Annotated in this window: 13 protein-coding genes; 11 read left to right on the forward strand and 2 right to left on the reverse strand. The window is 64.3% G+C overall.

Features of this window, described 5'->3' with window-relative positions; translation table 11 throughout:
* Positions 1 to 176 precede the first annotated feature (176 nt).
* The 8 genes from gpmA (at position 177) to FB598_RS19490 (ending at position 9979) form a co-directional block, all read left to right on the forward strand.
* Positions 177 to 923, forward strand: coding sequence for a 2,3-diphosphoglycerate-dependent phosphoglycerate mutase (gene gpmA / locus FB598_RS19455; RefSeq protein WP_141917864.1), 747 nt, complete (start codon positions 177 to 179; stop codon positions 921 to 923).
* Between the two features lie 89 nt (positions 924 to 1012).
* On the forward strand, positions 1013 to 2398 hold the full coding sequence (locus tag FB598_RS19460) for a murein hydrolase activator EnvC (protein ID WP_370454706.1): 1386 nt from the start codon (positions 1013 to 1015) through the stop codon (positions 2396 to 2398).
* Positions 2399 to 2401: 3 nt separating this feature from the next.
* Complete coding sequence (locus tag FB598_RS19465; RefSeq protein WP_141917869.1) at positions 2402 to 3895, forward strand: S41 family peptidase; 1494 nt, start codon at positions 2402 to 2404, stop codon at positions 3893 to 3895.
* Positions 3896 to 3965: 70 nt separating this feature from the next.
* Positions 3966 to 4721, forward strand: coding sequence for a molybdopterin-synthase adenylyltransferase MoeB (locus FB598_RS19470; protein WP_141917872.1), 756 nt, complete (start codon positions 3966 to 3968; stop codon positions 4719 to 4721).
* Between the two features lie 657 nt (positions 4722 to 5378).
* Positions 5379 to 5783 carry an RNA polymerase-binding protein DksA gene (gene dksA, locus FB598_RS19475; protein ID WP_141917874.1) on the forward strand — a complete coding sequence of 135 codons (405 nt, stop codon included), beginning with the start codon at positions 5379 to 5381 and terminating at the stop codon, positions 5781 to 5783.
* 181 nt (positions 5784 to 5964) lie between these two features.
* Positions 5965 to 6366: a hypothetical protein gene (locus FB598_RS19480; protein WP_141917876.1), complete on the forward strand. Its 402-nt coding sequence runs from the start codon at positions 5965 to 5967 to the stop codon at positions 6364 to 6366.
* Positions 6367 to 6555: 189 nt separating this feature from the next.
* A complete protein-coding gene (locus FB598_RS19485; RefSeq protein ID WP_141917878.1) occupies positions 6556 to 8619 on the forward strand; it encodes a TonB-dependent receptor in 2064 nt (687 codons plus the stop codon).
* A gap of 196 nt (positions 8620 to 8815) precedes the next feature.
* On the forward strand, positions 8816 to 9979 hold the full coding sequence (locus FB598_RS19490) for a branched-chain amino acid ABC transporter substrate-binding protein (RefSeq protein ID WP_141917880.1): 1164 nt from the start codon (positions 8816 to 8818) through the stop codon (positions 9977 to 9979).
* 34 nt (positions 9980 to 10013) lie between these two features.
* Here the strand turns inward: FB598_RS19490 and FB598_RS19495 are convergent, their stop codons facing one another.
* On the reverse strand, positions 10014 to 10478 hold the full coding sequence (locus tag FB598_RS19495) for an Lrp/AsnC ligand binding domain-containing protein (RefSeq protein WP_050470298.1): 465 nt from the start codon (positions 10476 to 10478) through the stop codon (positions 10014 to 10016).
* A gap of 105 nt (positions 10479 to 10583) precedes the next feature.
* The gene (locus FB598_RS20820) at positions 10584 to 10733 is read right to left on the reverse strand and encodes a hypothetical protein (RefSeq protein WP_185741691.1); all 150 of its coding nucleotides are present in this window, start codon (positions 10731 to 10733) and stop codon (positions 10584 to 10586) included.
* Positions 10734 to 10822: 89 nt separating this feature from the next.
* Between FB598_RS20820 and FB598_RS19500 the strand changes: the two genes are divergently transcribed.
* The 3 genes from FB598_RS19500 (at position 10823) to FB598_RS19510 (ending at position 14102) form a co-directional block, all read left to right on the forward strand.
* Positions 10823 to 11959: a branched-chain amino acid ABC transporter substrate-binding protein gene (locus FB598_RS19500; RefSeq protein ID WP_141917883.1), complete on the forward strand. Its 1137-nt coding sequence runs from the start codon at positions 10823 to 10825 to the stop codon at positions 11957 to 11959.
* 195 nt (positions 11960 to 12154) lie between these two features.
* On the forward strand, positions 12155 to 13165 hold the full coding sequence (locus FB598_RS19505) for a proline racemase family protein (protein WP_141917886.1): 1011 nt from the start codon (positions 12155 to 12157) through the stop codon (positions 13163 to 13165).
* A gap of 1 nt (position 13166) precedes the next feature.
* Positions 13167 to 14102 carry a delta(1)-pyrroline-2-carboxylate reductase family protein gene (locus tag FB598_RS19510; RefSeq protein ID WP_141917888.1) on the forward strand — a complete coding sequence of 312 codons (936 nt, stop codon included), beginning with the start codon at positions 13167 to 13169 and terminating at the stop codon, positions 14100 to 14102.
* Positions 14103 to 14378: the final 276 nt, after the last annotated feature.

Here is a 14378-nt window from a genome sequence, read left to right on the forward strand (position 1 = left end):
GGCTGTCCAATGAGTTTACTGAATCCCGGCATTATAAAATAGAAGCATTCGCGATTTGCATTATCCGACGCTCACGGCCCGCGAGGGCCTGGGAACGTGTTCATGATCTGAAAGCCGCGGCAGCCATGCGCCCGGACTTTCCGCGCACAGCTTTTCCATCATCAAAAAAGCCAACTATGTACAAAATCGTATTCATGCGCCACGGCGAATCGACCTGGAACCTGGCCAACCGCTTCACCGGCTGGGTCGACGTCGACCTGACCGAAAAGGGCGTGGCCGAGGCCCGCCAGGCCGGCAAGCTGCTCAAAGAAGCGGGTTTCCGTTTCGACCTGGCCTACACCTCGGTCTTGAAGCGCGCCATCCGCACCCTGTGGACCACCCTGGACGAAATGGACCAGATGTATGTGCCGGTCAAGAACGACTGGCGCCTGAACGAGCGCCACTACGGCGCCCTGCAAGGCCTGAACAAGGCGGAAACCGCCGCCCAGTACGGCGACGCCCAGGTGCTGGTCTGGCGCCGCAGCTACGATACGCCGCCCAATCCGCTGGCAGCCGGCGACGAGCGCGATTCTTTTGGCGACCCGCGTTACGCCGGTCTGTCGCGCGCGCAAGTCCCGCTGACCGAATGCCTGAAGGATACCGTCGCGCGCGTGCTGCCGGCCTGGAACGATGCCATCGCCCCGGCCATCCGCGCCGGCCGGCAGATCATCGTGTCCGCCCACGGCAACAGCCTGCGCGCCCTGATCAAGTACCTCGACGGCATCAGCGACAATGACATCGTCGGCCTGAACATCCCCAATGGCCAGCCGCTGGTGTATGAGCTGGACGCCGACCTGAAGCCGATCAAGAGCTACTATCTGGGCGACCAGTCCGCCATCGAAGCTGCGCTCAAGGCGGTAGCCAACCAAGGGAAGTCGAAATAAAACTGCGTTCCTTCCGTAAGACGTGCGCCGTCCCGCGCACGCCATTCCATTGGATTTTCCGGACAGCCCGGCGGCATGCCGCGCCGCTGCTGCTGGCGGTCGCGGCCGCCAGTGCCGCGGCGTGGACGCCTGCCGCGCAGGCCCAGGCCATCACCGAGCGCACCCGGCAGAAACAGGCCGCCGAAAAGGAAAGGGCCGACCTGCAGCAGCGCCTGACCGCCTTGAAGCGCGACATCGACCAGACCGAGACCGCCAAGGACAATGCCGCCGATGCGCTGGCCGCCTCCGAACAGGCGATTTCCAAGGCCAACCGTTCGCTGCGCGACCTGGCGCAGGAACAGCAGGCCACCGAAAGCCGGCTGGCCCAACTGGTGCGCCAGCTCAACGAGCTGACCGCGCTGGTCAACGCGCAGCAGGCGCAACTGTCCAAGCTGCTGCGCGAGCAATATGTGGCCGGCAACGAAGACCGCATCAAGCTGCTGCTGTCGGGCGACAATCCCAACCGCATCAACCGCGAACTGCAGTACATGGGCTACATCTCGCAAGCCCAGGCCAAGCTGATCGAAACGCTGCGCGCCAATCTGCAGGCGATCCGCAGCAACAAGGCCGACACCCAGAACGCCAAGTTCGAACTGGAAGAAATCGCCCAGGAAGAGAACGAGCAGAAACAGGTGCTGGAGAAGGAAAAGGCGCGGCGTTCGGCGCTGCTGTCGCAGTTGTCGACCAAGCTGAACACGCAGCGCAAGGAAGCCGGGCGCATCGAGCAGGACCAGCAGCGCCTGTCGGCCCTGGTCGACAAGCTGGCGCAGATCATCGAACAGCAGAAGAAGGCCGAGGCCGCAGCGCGCGAGAAGCGGCGCCAGGAACAACTGGCCAAGGCCCGGGCCGAACGCGAGAAACGCCTGGCGGAGCAGCGTGCGCGGGCGGCCGAGCGGGCGGCGCAAGCGGCCAAGGCCGGCAAGCCGGCGCCCAGGATGCCGGATCCGGCTGACGCCATCGACGACGACGAGCCGCCCAAGACCGCTTCGCTGGGCCGCAACGATACGCTGCCGGAACTGCAGCCGGACAATTTCGGCAAGCCCTTCGCCAGCCTGCGCGGCCAGCTGCGCCTGCCGGTCAAGGGCGACCTGACGTCGAAGTTCGGCAGCCGCCGCGGCGACGGGCCGACCTCGCGCGGCCTGTTCATCCGCGCCGCCGAAGGCTCGGAGGTGAGGGCAGTGGCGGCCGGGCGGGTGGTGTTCGCCGACTGGCTGCGCGGTTTCGGCAACCTGATCATCGTCGACCACGGCAACCAGTACATGACGATCTACGGCAATAACCAGTCGGTGCTCAAGCGGGCGGGCGATCTGGTCAAGGCCGGGGAAGGCATTGCCACTGCGGGCAATAGCGGCGGCAACGAGCAATCGGGTTTATACTTTGAAATGCGGTATCAAGGCCGCGCATTCGACCCACAAGGGTGGGTAACTACTAGGTGACACATGGGCAGCAAACTCAAGAATATCAGTCTGATCGGGTTGGGCATGGTGGCAGGCGCCACCGCGATGATTCAGTTCGATGCCATCGCGCAAAAGAACGCAACGGCATCGCTGCCATTGGAGGAGCTGCGCCAGATGGCCGATGTGTTCGGCCTGATCAAGTCCGACTACGTCGAGCCGGTCGATGACAAGAAGCTGCTGACCGAAGCCATTTCGGGCATGGTCGCCTCGCTCGACCCGCACTCGGCGTATCTGGACAAGAAGGCCTACAAGGAGCTGCGCGAAGGCACCATGGGCAAGTTCGTCGGCCTGGGCATCGAAGTCGGGATGGAAGACGGCTACGTCAAGGTTATCTCGCCGATCGAGGATTCGCCGGCCTTTCGCGCCGGCATCAAGTCGGGCGACCTGATTACCCGCCTGGACAGCACCCCGGTCAAGGGCCTGACCCTGGACGAGGCGGTCAAGAAGATGCGCGGCGAGCCCAATACCAAGATCACGCTGACCATCGCCCGCAAGGAAGAAGACAAGCCCATCATCCTGACCATCACGCGCCAGGAAATCCGCGTGCAAAGCGTCAAGTCCAAGGTCATCGAACCCGGCTACGCCTGGTTGCGCGTGACCCAGTTCCAGGAACCGACAGTCGATGACATGGCCAAGAAGCTGGCCGCGATCTACGCCCAGGAACCCAATCTGAAGGGCATCGTGCTCGACCTGCGCAACGATCCGGGCGGCGTACTGCCGGGCGCCATCGGCGTGTCGGCCGCCTTCCTGCCCAAGGATTCGGTGGTGGTCTCGACCAACGGCCAGATCCCCAGCTCCAAGCAGACCTTCTACGCCAAGCGCGAGTTCTACGCTTCCAACCCGCTGAACGATCCGCTCTCGCGCCTGCCGGAGGCCATCAAGAAGGTGCCGATGGTGGTGCTGATCAACAGCGGTTCGGCCTCGGCCTCCGAGATCGTGGCCGGCGCGCTGCAGGACTACAAGCGCGCCACCATCATGGGCACGCAATCCTTCGGCAAGGGCTCGGTGCAATCGGTAATCGCGCTGCCGCCCGAGAAGAACACCGCGGTCAAGCTGACTACCGCGCGCTACTTCACTCCCAACGGCCGTTCGATCCAGGCGCGCGGCATCGTGCCTGACATCATGGTCGACGAATACCCGGACGGCGACGGCCTGAACGGCCTGCGCCTGCGCGAGGCCGATCTCTCCAAGCACCTGACCAACGATACCGACAAGTCGGCCGAGGTCAAGGCGCAAACGCTGGACGAGCAAGCCGAGGAACGCCTGATCGCCGCCGAGAAGAAGCGCAAGCCGCTGGACTTCGGCAGCAAGGACGATTTCCAGCTGGCGCAAGCGCTGAACCACCTGAAGGGTTTGCCGGTGAAGGTGTCCAGCGCCAAGCCGGAAGTGCGCAACGAAGAAGGCAAGCAAGACTCGCCGGCCAAGGACGACGGCAAGGACGGCAAGGCGCCGCCGGCCAAGAGCCCGGGCAAGTAACTATTCAGGTACTTTGTGCCAGGCCGCTCTCCCGGGCGGCCTTTTTTCATGGGGTTTCACGCATTTCGCCATGAACGACCAACAATTGCTGCGCTATTCGCGCCACATCCTGCTCGATGAGATCGATATCGAAGGCCAGTCGCGCCTGCTAGCCGCGCACGCGCTGGTGATCGGCGCCGGCGGCCTGGGTTCGCCGGCGGCCATGTACCTGGCCTCGGCCGGTATCGGCCGCATCACGCTGGTGGATAACGATACGGTCGACCTGACCAACCTGCAACGGCAGATCATGCACACCACCGGCCGCGTCGGCCAGGCCAAGGTCGAATCGGGCCGCGAGGCGCTGCGCCAGATCAACCCGGACACCGAGGTCGTGGCGCTGGCCGAACGCACCGAAGGGGATCGCCTGCGGCAACTGGTGGAGCAAGCCGACGTGGTGCTCGATTGCAGCGACAACTTCGCCACCCGCCATGCCGTCAACCGCGCCTGCGTTACCGCCGGCGTACCGCTGGTGTCGGGCGCGGCGATCCGTTTCGACGGCCAGGTCAGCGTGTTCGACCCGCGCGACGACGCCTCGCCGTGCTATGCCTGCCTGTTCCCGCCCGACCGCGAGTTCGAAGAGGTGCAGTGCTCGGTCATGGGCGTGTTTTCGCCGCTGGTGGGCATCATCGGCGCCATGCAGGCCGCCGAGGCCCTGAAGCTGGTGGCCGGAGTCGGCCGTTCGCTGGCCGGGCGGCTGCTGATCCTGGAGGCGCGCGAGATGGAGTGGACCTCGATCTCGGTGGCGCGCGACCGCAATTGCCCGGTGTGCGGGAAAAGGCATGCCTGACCCCGGTTTGTTGCCGCACGGGCAAACCTGCCGCGATGCAGCAAACAAGCGCCGGCAGCGTCCACTTCCCTGCGATCTTCTGGTATAAACTGTACTCGGTTTGCCAGCCGCATTTCCCCGGCAGCGCCTCAGGCGCGCCCGGTCTTGCGGCTGAGCCGGCCAGGCTGATGCTCTCGGAACCACCATAACTTTTAAGCGGAGTCAGCCTCCAACGCTTTGCCCGAACAGGGGGAGTAATGAATAGCTCCGTGAAAAGCGCACCAGTCCGCAAGCCGCCCAAAACAGGCGCGCCGGGGCCGACTGTCCCCGCCGCGATCCCAGGTGCGGGCAAGCCCGGCGGCGCCCTGGCGGGAGCGTGCTCAAAGCCCTTGGCATCCGGAAGTGTTGGTGTACAATCCTTGACCGCGAAAAAGGCTGCGCCATGGCAGCCTGCACCGGCAGCAAAAGCAACGTCGGCAAGGGAAGTGGATTCAAAAGCGACCAGTTCCGGCAGCAAGGTATCGGCCGGGCCATTGGATATAGTTGAAAAACCAGTAGGACTCATTTCATCAATAACGGGACTCGCTCGTACTCGCGCCTATTGATGAAATGAGTTCTATATTGAAAGTAAGCGAAGTGGCAACTAAAACTCCCAAAACTACCCCTGCAGCGCAACCATTGCTGACTGAGGAGCAAATCCTCAAGATGGCTGAGAAGGACTACATGAACGAAGCGCAGCTTGCTTTTTTCAAGGCCCGTCTCAAGCAGCTGGAAAAGGATCTGCTCAAGAATGCGGACGAAACCACCGAACACCTGCGCGAAACCGTGTTGGTGCCGGACCCGGCCGACCGCGCCACCATCGAGGAAGAACACGCCCTCGAGCTGCGTACCCGCGATCGCGAACGCAAGCTGCTCAAGAAAGTCCAGCAGTCCATCGTCGCGATCGATAACGGCGAATACGGCTGGTGCGAAGAAACCGGCGAACCGATCGGCATTCCCCGTCTGCTGGCGCGCCCGACCGCGACATTGTCGCTGGAAGCGCAGCAACGCCGCGAGCTCAAGCAAAAGCTCTACGGCGACTGACCCAGGCCTTGCAGGGCTTGACCCCTTGCTGCCGCGGCAAGGGGCGCGCACCGGCAGCGACCTTGCCGCCGGTGTGGTCGGCCGACTGCATCGTTCGCATTGAATCACTCGTCTTGCTTTCCTGTTTCCGGCTGCGCGTCTTCGATTGAGATGACGCGCAGCCGAACCTGATCCCAGCGCCATGCCCATCTTGCGTTCCACGCGTTGTTCGGCCTTCATCGCCTTGCTGGTGGTGTCGCTGCTGTTCGCGCAGGGATTGGGTTTTCTGCACGGCATCGCCCACGCCGGCTGGCAAGGCGGCGCCGTGCATTCGCTGGTTGACGAGGCGCTGTTCGATGAGGGCGACGACCATCGCCAACTCTCATCGGCCGCCCCCGGCGACCCGCATGCCAGCACCCACGGCGACGACCCGCACCACTCTTGCGCCGCCTACGACGCCGCCACGCTGTCGGCCGGCATGCATGTCGACTTTCCCCTGCCGCCGCTGTTGCCGCCGGCCCGCATGCTGGCGCTGTGGCAAGCCTTCGCATCCTGGGATGCGCCTTTTGTCCGCCATTTCTCCTCGCGCGCCCCGCCCTGCTGAATTCCCTCCCGCGTTGATTCGACATTTCGTTGCCGGTTGTCTTTCGTGATCCGGCCGCATGCGCATTGCCGCCGCCCGTGCGGGCCCGGCATCGCCGCGGCATGGGCGCGTCCGGACGGCCGGCGTATCGGCGCCGCCTGCCCGCTGATCCGGCCCCTGGCGGCGCCTTGCGCACTACAAGGAATTCACATGGCAGTCCAATATCCACTCCAACGCCGCCTGCAAGGGCAACTCATGGCCGCCGCGGTCGTTTCCGCGCTGGCCTCCTGGGCCGCACCGGCACTGGCGCAGACCGCATCCGCCACCGGCGAGGCCACTGTGCCGGCGCAACCCGCGCTGCAGCCGATCGTCGTCACCGCCACTCCCTTCGCTTCGGAAGAGGATGTGCAAGTGCTGGCCCCGGCCAAGGTGCTGGCCGGCGATGAGCTGCGCAACAAGCTGGGCAATTCGCTGGGCGACACCTTGTCGTCCGAACTGGGCGTGTCGGCATCGGCCTTCGGCGCCGGCGCTTCGCGCCCCATCATCCGCGGCATGGAAGGGCCGCGCGTGATGATCCTGCAGAACGGCATGGCCGTGTCCGACGTTTCCACCGTCTCCAACGACCACGCGGTCGGCGCCGAGGCGGCCACGGCGCGCCAGATCGAGATCCTGCGCGGCCCGTCCGCGCTGCTGTACGGCTCGGGCGCCATCGGCGGCCTGGTCAACGTGGTCAACGACCGCATCCCGACGGAACTGGTCGGCAAGCCCACCGGCACCGTCGAGGGGCGCTACGGCACCGTCGACGGCGAGAAAAACGGTTCCTTCTCGCTGGATACCTCGGCCGGCCAGATCGGCCTGCACGTCGACGGCAACTACCGCGACACCGACAACTACAAGATCCCCGGCAATGCCAAGCAGGGCGATCCTTCCACCGCCTCGGGCCGCCTGCCCAATTCGTTCACCCACGAAACCAGCGGCGGCGTGGGCGCATCCTATGTCGCCAATTGGGGCTACGTCGGCCTGTCGGCCTCGACGCTGGACGACCACTACGGCATTCCCACCAGCGAGATGTCCTTCATCGACCTGCACCAGAGCCGCTACGACATCGACACGCTGGTCAACAATCCCTTCGCCGGCATCGAGAAATTCCGCTTCCGTTTCGGCTACACCGACTACACCCACACTGAGAAGGAACAGGACGGCACCCCCGCCACCGTGTTCAAGAACCGCGTGCTGCAGACGCGCTGGGAGCTGACCCATGCCCCGCTGGCCGGCTGGCGCGGCACCTTCGGCGTGCAGACCGAACAGGGCAATTACTCGGCGCTGTCGGCCGCCAGCGGCACCTCGGAGCTGACGCCGCCGACGCGTTCGTCATCCTTCGCCGGCTTCCTGGTGGAGCAGCGCCAGTTCGGCCAGGTGCTGGCCAGCGCCGGCCTGCGCGCCGAGAGCGTGAGCCGCCGTCCCGATGGCGGCAGCGGCCTGGCCGGGCGCGACTTCAACCTGCTGTCATGGTCGGCCGGCGCCTTGTGGGCGTTCCAGCCCGGTTACGGCCTGGGGGCGACCTATTCGCTGGCGCAGCGCGCGCCGACGGTGGAGGAGCTGTATTCCAACGGCCCGCATGAATCGACCGCCACCTTCGACATCGGCGACAGCCAACTGAAGAAGGAGACTTCCCACAACATCGAGCTGACGCTGCAAAAGACCGAAGGCCTGGTGCGCTGGAAGGGCAACCTGTTCCACAACAAGGTGCATAACTACATCTACGGCCGCACCAACGGCCAGGTCAATGATGAGGGCAATGCCGATCCGTCCGGTGAATTCACCCAGCGCTTCTGGTCGCAGGGCGACGCCACCATCCGCGGCGCCGAAGCCGAAGTCACTTACAACTGGAGCGGGGACGGTTTCTCGGCGCGCGCTTTCGCCGATACCTCGCGCGGCACGCTGGATGACCAGGGCAACCTGCCGCTGCAACCGGCCACCCGTTACGGTCTGGAGTTCGGCTACAAGACCGGCCCCTGGGCCAGCGGCGTGAAAGTGCTGCGCGCACAGAAGCAGGATCGCCTGGCGTCCTTCGAAAACTACGAAACGCCGGCCTACACCCAGCTCGACGCCAACCTGTCGTACACGCAGAAGTTGAACGGCATGAAACTGACCTGGTTCGCGCTGGCGCGCAACCTGCTGAACCAGGACATCCGCCTGTCGACCTCGGTGCTCAGGGAGTCGGTGCCCCTGGGCGGGCGCAACCTGATCGTGGGCGTGCGCACCAGCTTCTGATCGTGATGCCGGCGGGCAAGCTTGCCTGCCCCCGGCGCGGCTTGCCCGGGCCGCCTTCCAGGCGAAGGCCGCCCGGGTTTTTTTACGGTTGGCAAGTTGTCACCGCCTTTTTGCACAGGGGAAAATGCCGCCGGGCATGCTGGTATAGTTTGAACCTTGCGGCGACCGGCCGCCGATTCATCGACGATCCCCATCCATGCGACGACGCTTCCTCCGTTCCCTTCTCGGTTCGTGCCTGCTGATCTCGGCCTGCGCGGCTTGCGCCCAGGAGGCGGCAAAGGAGGCGGCAAAGGAGGAGTTGCACGTACTGCTGGGATTTACCTCGCCGCTGTCGGGGACGCAAGGCGTCGGCGGTACCGACGCCCTGAACGGCGCCCGCATGGCGATCGAACGGATCAACCGGCAAGACATGCGCATCGGCGGCCAGCCGGCGCGTTTCGAACTGCTGGTCAAGGACGACCGGGCCAACCCCGAACGCGGGATGGAAATCGCGCAGGAATTCGCCCAGGTCAAGGTGAGCGCGGTACTGGGGCCGTTCAATTCAAGTGTGGCGATGGCCGCGGCCAAGATCTATAACCAGCGCCGCGTGCCGATACTGACGGTGGCCTCCAATCCGGCCGTCACGCGCGCCGATTACGACTACGTGTTCCGCCTGGGCGCCAGCGATGGCGACATGGGGCGCAAGCTGGCCCAATACGCCGCCCGCACGCTCAGGTTCAAACGCGCGGTCATCGTCAATGACGGTTCCGACTATGCCGCGGGCCTGATCAATGAATTCCAGGCGGCGGCCCGGCTTGAGGGTTTGCAGACCGCCATGGTGTTCCAGTTGAGCGTCCACGCCAGCGATCCGGAGGTGCGCGGCGTCTTGGGCCAGATCCGCGAGGCCGCTCCCGACGTCGTTTTCTTCGCCGGCTATGTGCCGCAGGCAGCGCAACTGCTGCGCGAAATGTCGCGCGAGAAGATGGACTTGCCCATGCTCGCGGGCGATGCCCAATGTTCGCTCGAGATGTTCCGTCTGGCCACCCACTCCATGGGCGGCGGCGTCTACTGCGTGCAAGGGGGCGTATGGCTCACGCGCGTGGCCGATGGCGCGGTATTCTCCGCTGCCTACCAGAATCGCTACGGTCGTCCGCCCGACGTCTACGCGGCCAGCTTTTACGACGGCGTGATGCTGCTGGCGCAAGCCATGAAGACCGCCGGCTCGGCGCAACCGGAAAAGTTCGTGCCGGTGCTGGCGCGCGGCCGCTACAAGGGCATCACCGCGATCTATGAGTTCGATGCCAAGCATGACCTCAAGGACTCCGACGTCACCATCCTGCGCCTCAAGGATGGCGCCCTCGTTCCTTTGGCAAGCTTCTAGGCCCCAGGGGGCGGTGCAATGAACAGGGGAGGGGTCAGCGGATCGGCAGGCGGATGGTGTTCTTCACTTCTTCCATTACCGCATAGGTGTGCGTCTCGCGCACGCCCTTCAACTGCAGCAGCGACTTGCCGAGGAATTCACGGTAGGCGTTCATGTCCTTGACGCGCGACTTGACCAGGTAGTCGAAGCCGCCGGCCACCATGTGGCATTCCATGATCTCGGGGATGCTCTGCACGCTCTTCTTGAATTCGGCGAACACGTCGGGCGTGGTGCGGTCCAGCACCACCTCGATGAACACCAGCAGCGACACGTCCAGCAGTTCCGGGTTCAACTGCGCGGCGAAGCCCAGGATATAGCCCGCCTCCTGCAACTTGCGCACCCGTTCCAGGCAAGCCGCCGGCGACAGGTTCACGCGCGCGGCCAGGTCGACATTGCTGATGCGGCCGTCGTTTTGCAGTTCGGCCAATATTTTTTTACTGATTTTGTCGAGCGCGGCCATGGTTTCTGAATTTTATTTGGCAAACAGGATTCTGGGAGAATTTTGTTCTGATTATAAAGGCAATAAACGCGCCTAATATCAGCAAAGAGTAAATAGAATCCTCCCTCATAAAAAATACAACGTAATGCGGGCATGGTGCGCCAACGGCGGTGCGCTTGCGCGGATGACAGCAGTTTCTCCGACAATCTTTTTACGAGTTTTGATATGTTCGTACCTGCAACGGCGCAGTACAGCATCGACGGAATCGGTCGCCATGGCTCCATGGCGGGCGGCATATCCTGCTTTTCCAGCGTTTCAACCTAATTACCCGCAGTCTGACTTTCTAGAAGAGAGGAAACACCCCTATGTTCAAGCGCGTCTCCGGACTCAACATCATCGCCGCATCGCTGGCGCTGGTTCCCGCCTTTGCCATGGCGCAGGAAACCCAAGTGGTCAAGATCGGCTTTTCCAGCCCGCTGACCGGCCCCCAGGCATCGGCCGGCAAGGACAACCAGGGCGGCCTGATGATGGCCGTCGAGCGCTTGAATGCGCAACCCATCACCGTGGGCGGCAAGAAGATCAAGTTCGAGGTGATCGCCGAAGACGACCAGGCCGATCCGAAGTCGGGCGTGGGCGCCGCGCAAAAACTGGTCGACCAGGGCATCAAGGCCATCGTCGGCCCCTACAACTCGGGCGTGACCATTCCCGCATCGCGCGTGTTCAATGACGCCGGCATCGTGGTCGCCACCGTCGCCTCCAACCCCAAGATCACCCAGCAAGGCTTTGCCACCCTGTTCCGCGTCGCCGCCAGCGACAGCCAGCTGGGCGGCAAGATGGCCCTGTACGCGGCCAAGGAACTCAAGCTCAAGAAGGTAGCGGTGATCGACGACCGTACCGCCTACGGCCAGGGCCTGGCCGAAGAGTTCAGCAAGGTCGCCAAGGCCAACGGCATCGACGTGGTCAGCAAGGACTTCACCAACGACAAGGCCACCGACTTCACCGCCATCCTGACCTCGATCAAGGGCAAGAAGCCCGACGCCGTCTTCATCGGCGGCTACGCGCCGCAAGGCGGCCCGATCAAGCGCCAGATGAAGCAGCTGGGCATCAATGCCGTGCTGCTGGGCGGCGACGGCATCTGCTCGCCGGAAATGGGCCGCCTGGGCGGCGACGCCATCGGCGACTCGGTCTACTGTACCCAGGGCGGCACCATGCTGGACAAGGCCAAGGAAGGCAAGGTCTTCGCCGACGACTACCAGAAGAAGTACGGCCGTCCTGCGGAAACCTATGCCGTGTCCTTCTACGACGGCATGATGCTTATCGCCCAGGCCATGAAGACCGCCAACTCGGTCGAGCCCAAGCAGTTCGGCCCGGCGTTGGCCAAGATCAGCTACAAAGGCGTGGCCGGCCAGTACGACTTCGACGCCAACCACGACCTGAAGCAATCCCCGGTGACCGTGTACCGTTTCAAGGACGGCATCCCGGTACCGCTGACCAGCTACTGATCGGGCCCCACCCTGGCAGCCTGAACGTTCTGCCCCGCCGGCGCATGCCGGCGGGAAGTTCAACCTCCCTCGCCAGCAACCCATCCGCGCAGCATCCCATCCTGTCGGCGCCGTCCGATACGGACGATTTTTGCCGTGCGGGATGGTACTCTTTGCATCTGCCGGCAGATGCAACAATGAGTTCTAAGGAAGCATATGCTCAACTACACACGCACCGTCCAGACGATAGACGCCCATACCGGCGGCGAGCCGCTGCGCATCCTGGTCTCCGGCCTGCCCAAGATCCCGGCCGGCAGCATCCTGCAGCAGCGCGCCTGGCTGCGCGAACACCGTGACGACCTGCGCCAGTTCCTGATGAACGAGCCGCGCGGCCATGCCGACATGTACGGCGCCTACCTGCTGCCGCCGGTCACGCCGCAAGCCGACTTCGGCGTCATCTTCATCCACAACGAAGGCTACAGCGACATGTGCGGCCACGGCATCATCGCGCTGGGCAAGGTACTGGTGGAGATGGGGTATGTCGAGCCGGTGTCGCCGCTCACGCGCATCTGCTTCGACGCCCCGGCCGGCTTCATCGAAGCCTTCGTCGAATGGGACGGCAAGCGCGCCGGCCGCGTCAGCTTCAACAACGTGCCGGCCTTCATCTACCGCCGCGACGTCGAGGTCGACACGCCCAGCTTCGGCAAGATCGTCGGCGACATCGTGTTCGGCGGCGCCTTCTACTACTACATCAACGCCAAGCAGGCCAATCTCACCGTCAAGCCGGAACTGGTGCGCCAGCTGATCCAGCTGGGCGCCGAGACCAAGGCCGCGGTGATCGCCAAGGTGCCGATCCAGCATCCGCTGGAACCGGGCCTGAACACCCTGTACGGCACCATCATCGACAGCGAACCCAATTTCCCCGGCGCCGACCAGTCCAACGTCTGCATCTTCGCCGACCGCGAGGTGGACCGTTCGCCCACCGGCACCGGCACCTCCGGCCGCGCCGCACAACTGTTCCTGCGCGGGCAGCTGGCGCTGAACCGGAACTACGTCAACGGCAGCATCGTCGGCAGCAACTTCGGCGTGCGCGTGACCGCGCCCGTCAAGGTCGGCGAGTTCGACGGCGCGCTCACCGAAGTCAGCGGCCATGCCCATATCATGAGCACCAACCAGTGGGTACTGGAAGAATCCGACCCATTCCCGACCGGCTTTTTCTTGCGCTGACATGCATATCCTCGACGCCCAACAAACCGCCGCCGCGCTGCCTTACGCGCAACTGGTCGACGCCCTGGAAACGGCCGCGCAAGAGTTCGCTTGCGGCCGCATCCGCGCCCCCGAGCGCCAGGTGGTGCCGATCGACGCATCCAGCGTGCTGCTGGGCATGCCGGCCATCGCCGACGACTTGTCGGTGACTAAGCTCATCACCGTGCATGCCGAGAACGGCCGCCACAACCTGCCCGCCATCCAGGGCGAGGTGGTGGCCTTCGACACGCATACCGGGCGTCGCATCGCGCTGATGGACGGCCCCACCGTCACCGGCCGTCGGACTGCCGCCATGACCATGCTGGGCATCAAGACGCTGCTGCCGCGCGCGCCCAGGTCGGCGCTGCTGATCGGCACCGGCGTGCAAGCCGCGGCGCATGCCGACGCGCTGGCGCAATATTTCGGCGTCAGCCAATTCTGGATTGCCGCGCGCGACCTGGCGCGCACGCAGGCGTTCTGCAGCGCCTTGTGCGAACGCCATCCGCAAGTCGTCGCCAGTCCCTTGCCGGCGGCCATGCTGCAGCAAGACCTGCCGCATACCGACGTGCTGATCGCCCTGACCACCTCGCGCACCGCGGTCATTCCCGAGCAGGTCGCGCCCGACACGCTGGCCATCGGCGTCGGCGCCTTCAAGCCCGACATGGTCGAATTCCCGGCGTCGCTGCTGCACGCGCGCGCCATCGTGGTCGACGATGTCGGCGGCGCGCACCACGAAGCCGGCGACCTGATCCAGGCCAAGGTCGACTGGAACCGCGTGGTCGCCATCGGCGATGTGCTGTCCGGCAAGGTCGGGCGCGCAACGCTGGACGTCAATGGCGCGCTGCCGGTCTTCAAGACCGTCGGCCAGGCATCCTGGGACCTGGCCGCCGCCCGCGTGATGCGAGCGTTCCTGGCCTGACGCACTGAGCGCGACTGGTTTCGCGCTCTTTTTTTATCCGTCGTTTTATCCGCAACAAGCAACATACAAAAAGGGAGAAACCAAATGACACACCACTCGCAGCGCCGTCCACACGGCGCGAGCCACCACAGCTTCCGGCCGGCCGGTCGCGCAGCACGCTAACGCCGCACAGGAGACATCGATTCATGGACATATTCATCCAGCAGATCATCAACGGTTTGGTGCTAGGGAGCATGTACGCACTGATCGCGTTGGGTTACACGATGGTGTACGGGG

It is taken from the genome of Herbaspirillum sp. SJZ106 (assembly GCF_006715495.1).
Taxonomy (GTDB): Bacteria; Pseudomonadota; Gammaproteobacteria; order Burkholderiales; family Burkholderiaceae_D; genus Herbaspirillum.

Excerpts from the sequence above, each read along its gene's own strand:
- gpmA (WP_141917864.1), top strand. The coding sequence starts at position 177 with ATGTACAAAATCGTATTCATGCGCCACGGCGAATCGACCTGGAACCTG.
- FB598_RS19465 (WP_141917869.1), top strand. The coding sequence starts at position 2,402 with ATGGGCAGCAAACTCAAGAATATCAGTCTGATCGGGTTGGGCATGGTG.
- FB598_RS19470 (WP_141917872.1), top strand. The coding sequence starts at position 3,966 with ATGAACGACCAACAATTGCTGCGCTATTCGCGCCACATCCTGCTCGAT.
- FB598_RS19480 (WP_141917876.1), top strand. The coding sequence starts at position 5,965 with ATGCCCATCTTGCGTTCCACGCGTTGTTCGGCCTTCATCGCCTTGCTG.
- FB598_RS19485 (WP_141917878.1), top strand. The coding sequence starts at position 6,556 with ATGGCAGTCCAATATCCACTCCAACGCCGCCTGCAAGGGCAACTCATG.
- FB598_RS19490 (WP_141917880.1), top strand. The coding sequence starts at position 8,816 with ATGCGACGACGCTTCCTCCGTTCCCTTCTCGGTTCGTGCCTGCTGATC.
- FB598_RS19495 (WP_050470298.1), bottom strand. The coding sequence starts at position 10,478 with ATGGCCGCGCTCGACAAAATCAGTAAAAAAATATTGGCCGAACTGCAA.
- FB598_RS20820 (WP_185741691.1), bottom strand. The coding sequence starts at position 10,733 with ATGGCGACCGATTCCGTCGATGCTGTACTGCGCCGTTGCAGGTACGAA.
- FB598_RS19500 (WP_141917883.1), top strand. The coding sequence starts at position 10,823 with ATGTTCAAGCGCGTCTCCGGACTCAACATCATCGCCGCATCGCTGGCG.
- FB598_RS19505 (WP_141917886.1), top strand. The coding sequence starts at position 12,155 with ATGCTCAACTACACACGCACCGTCCAGACGATAGACGCCCATACCGGC.
- FB598_RS19510 (WP_141917888.1), top strand. The coding sequence starts at position 13,167 with ATGCATATCCTCGACGCCCAACAAACCGCCGCCGCGCTGCCTTACGCG.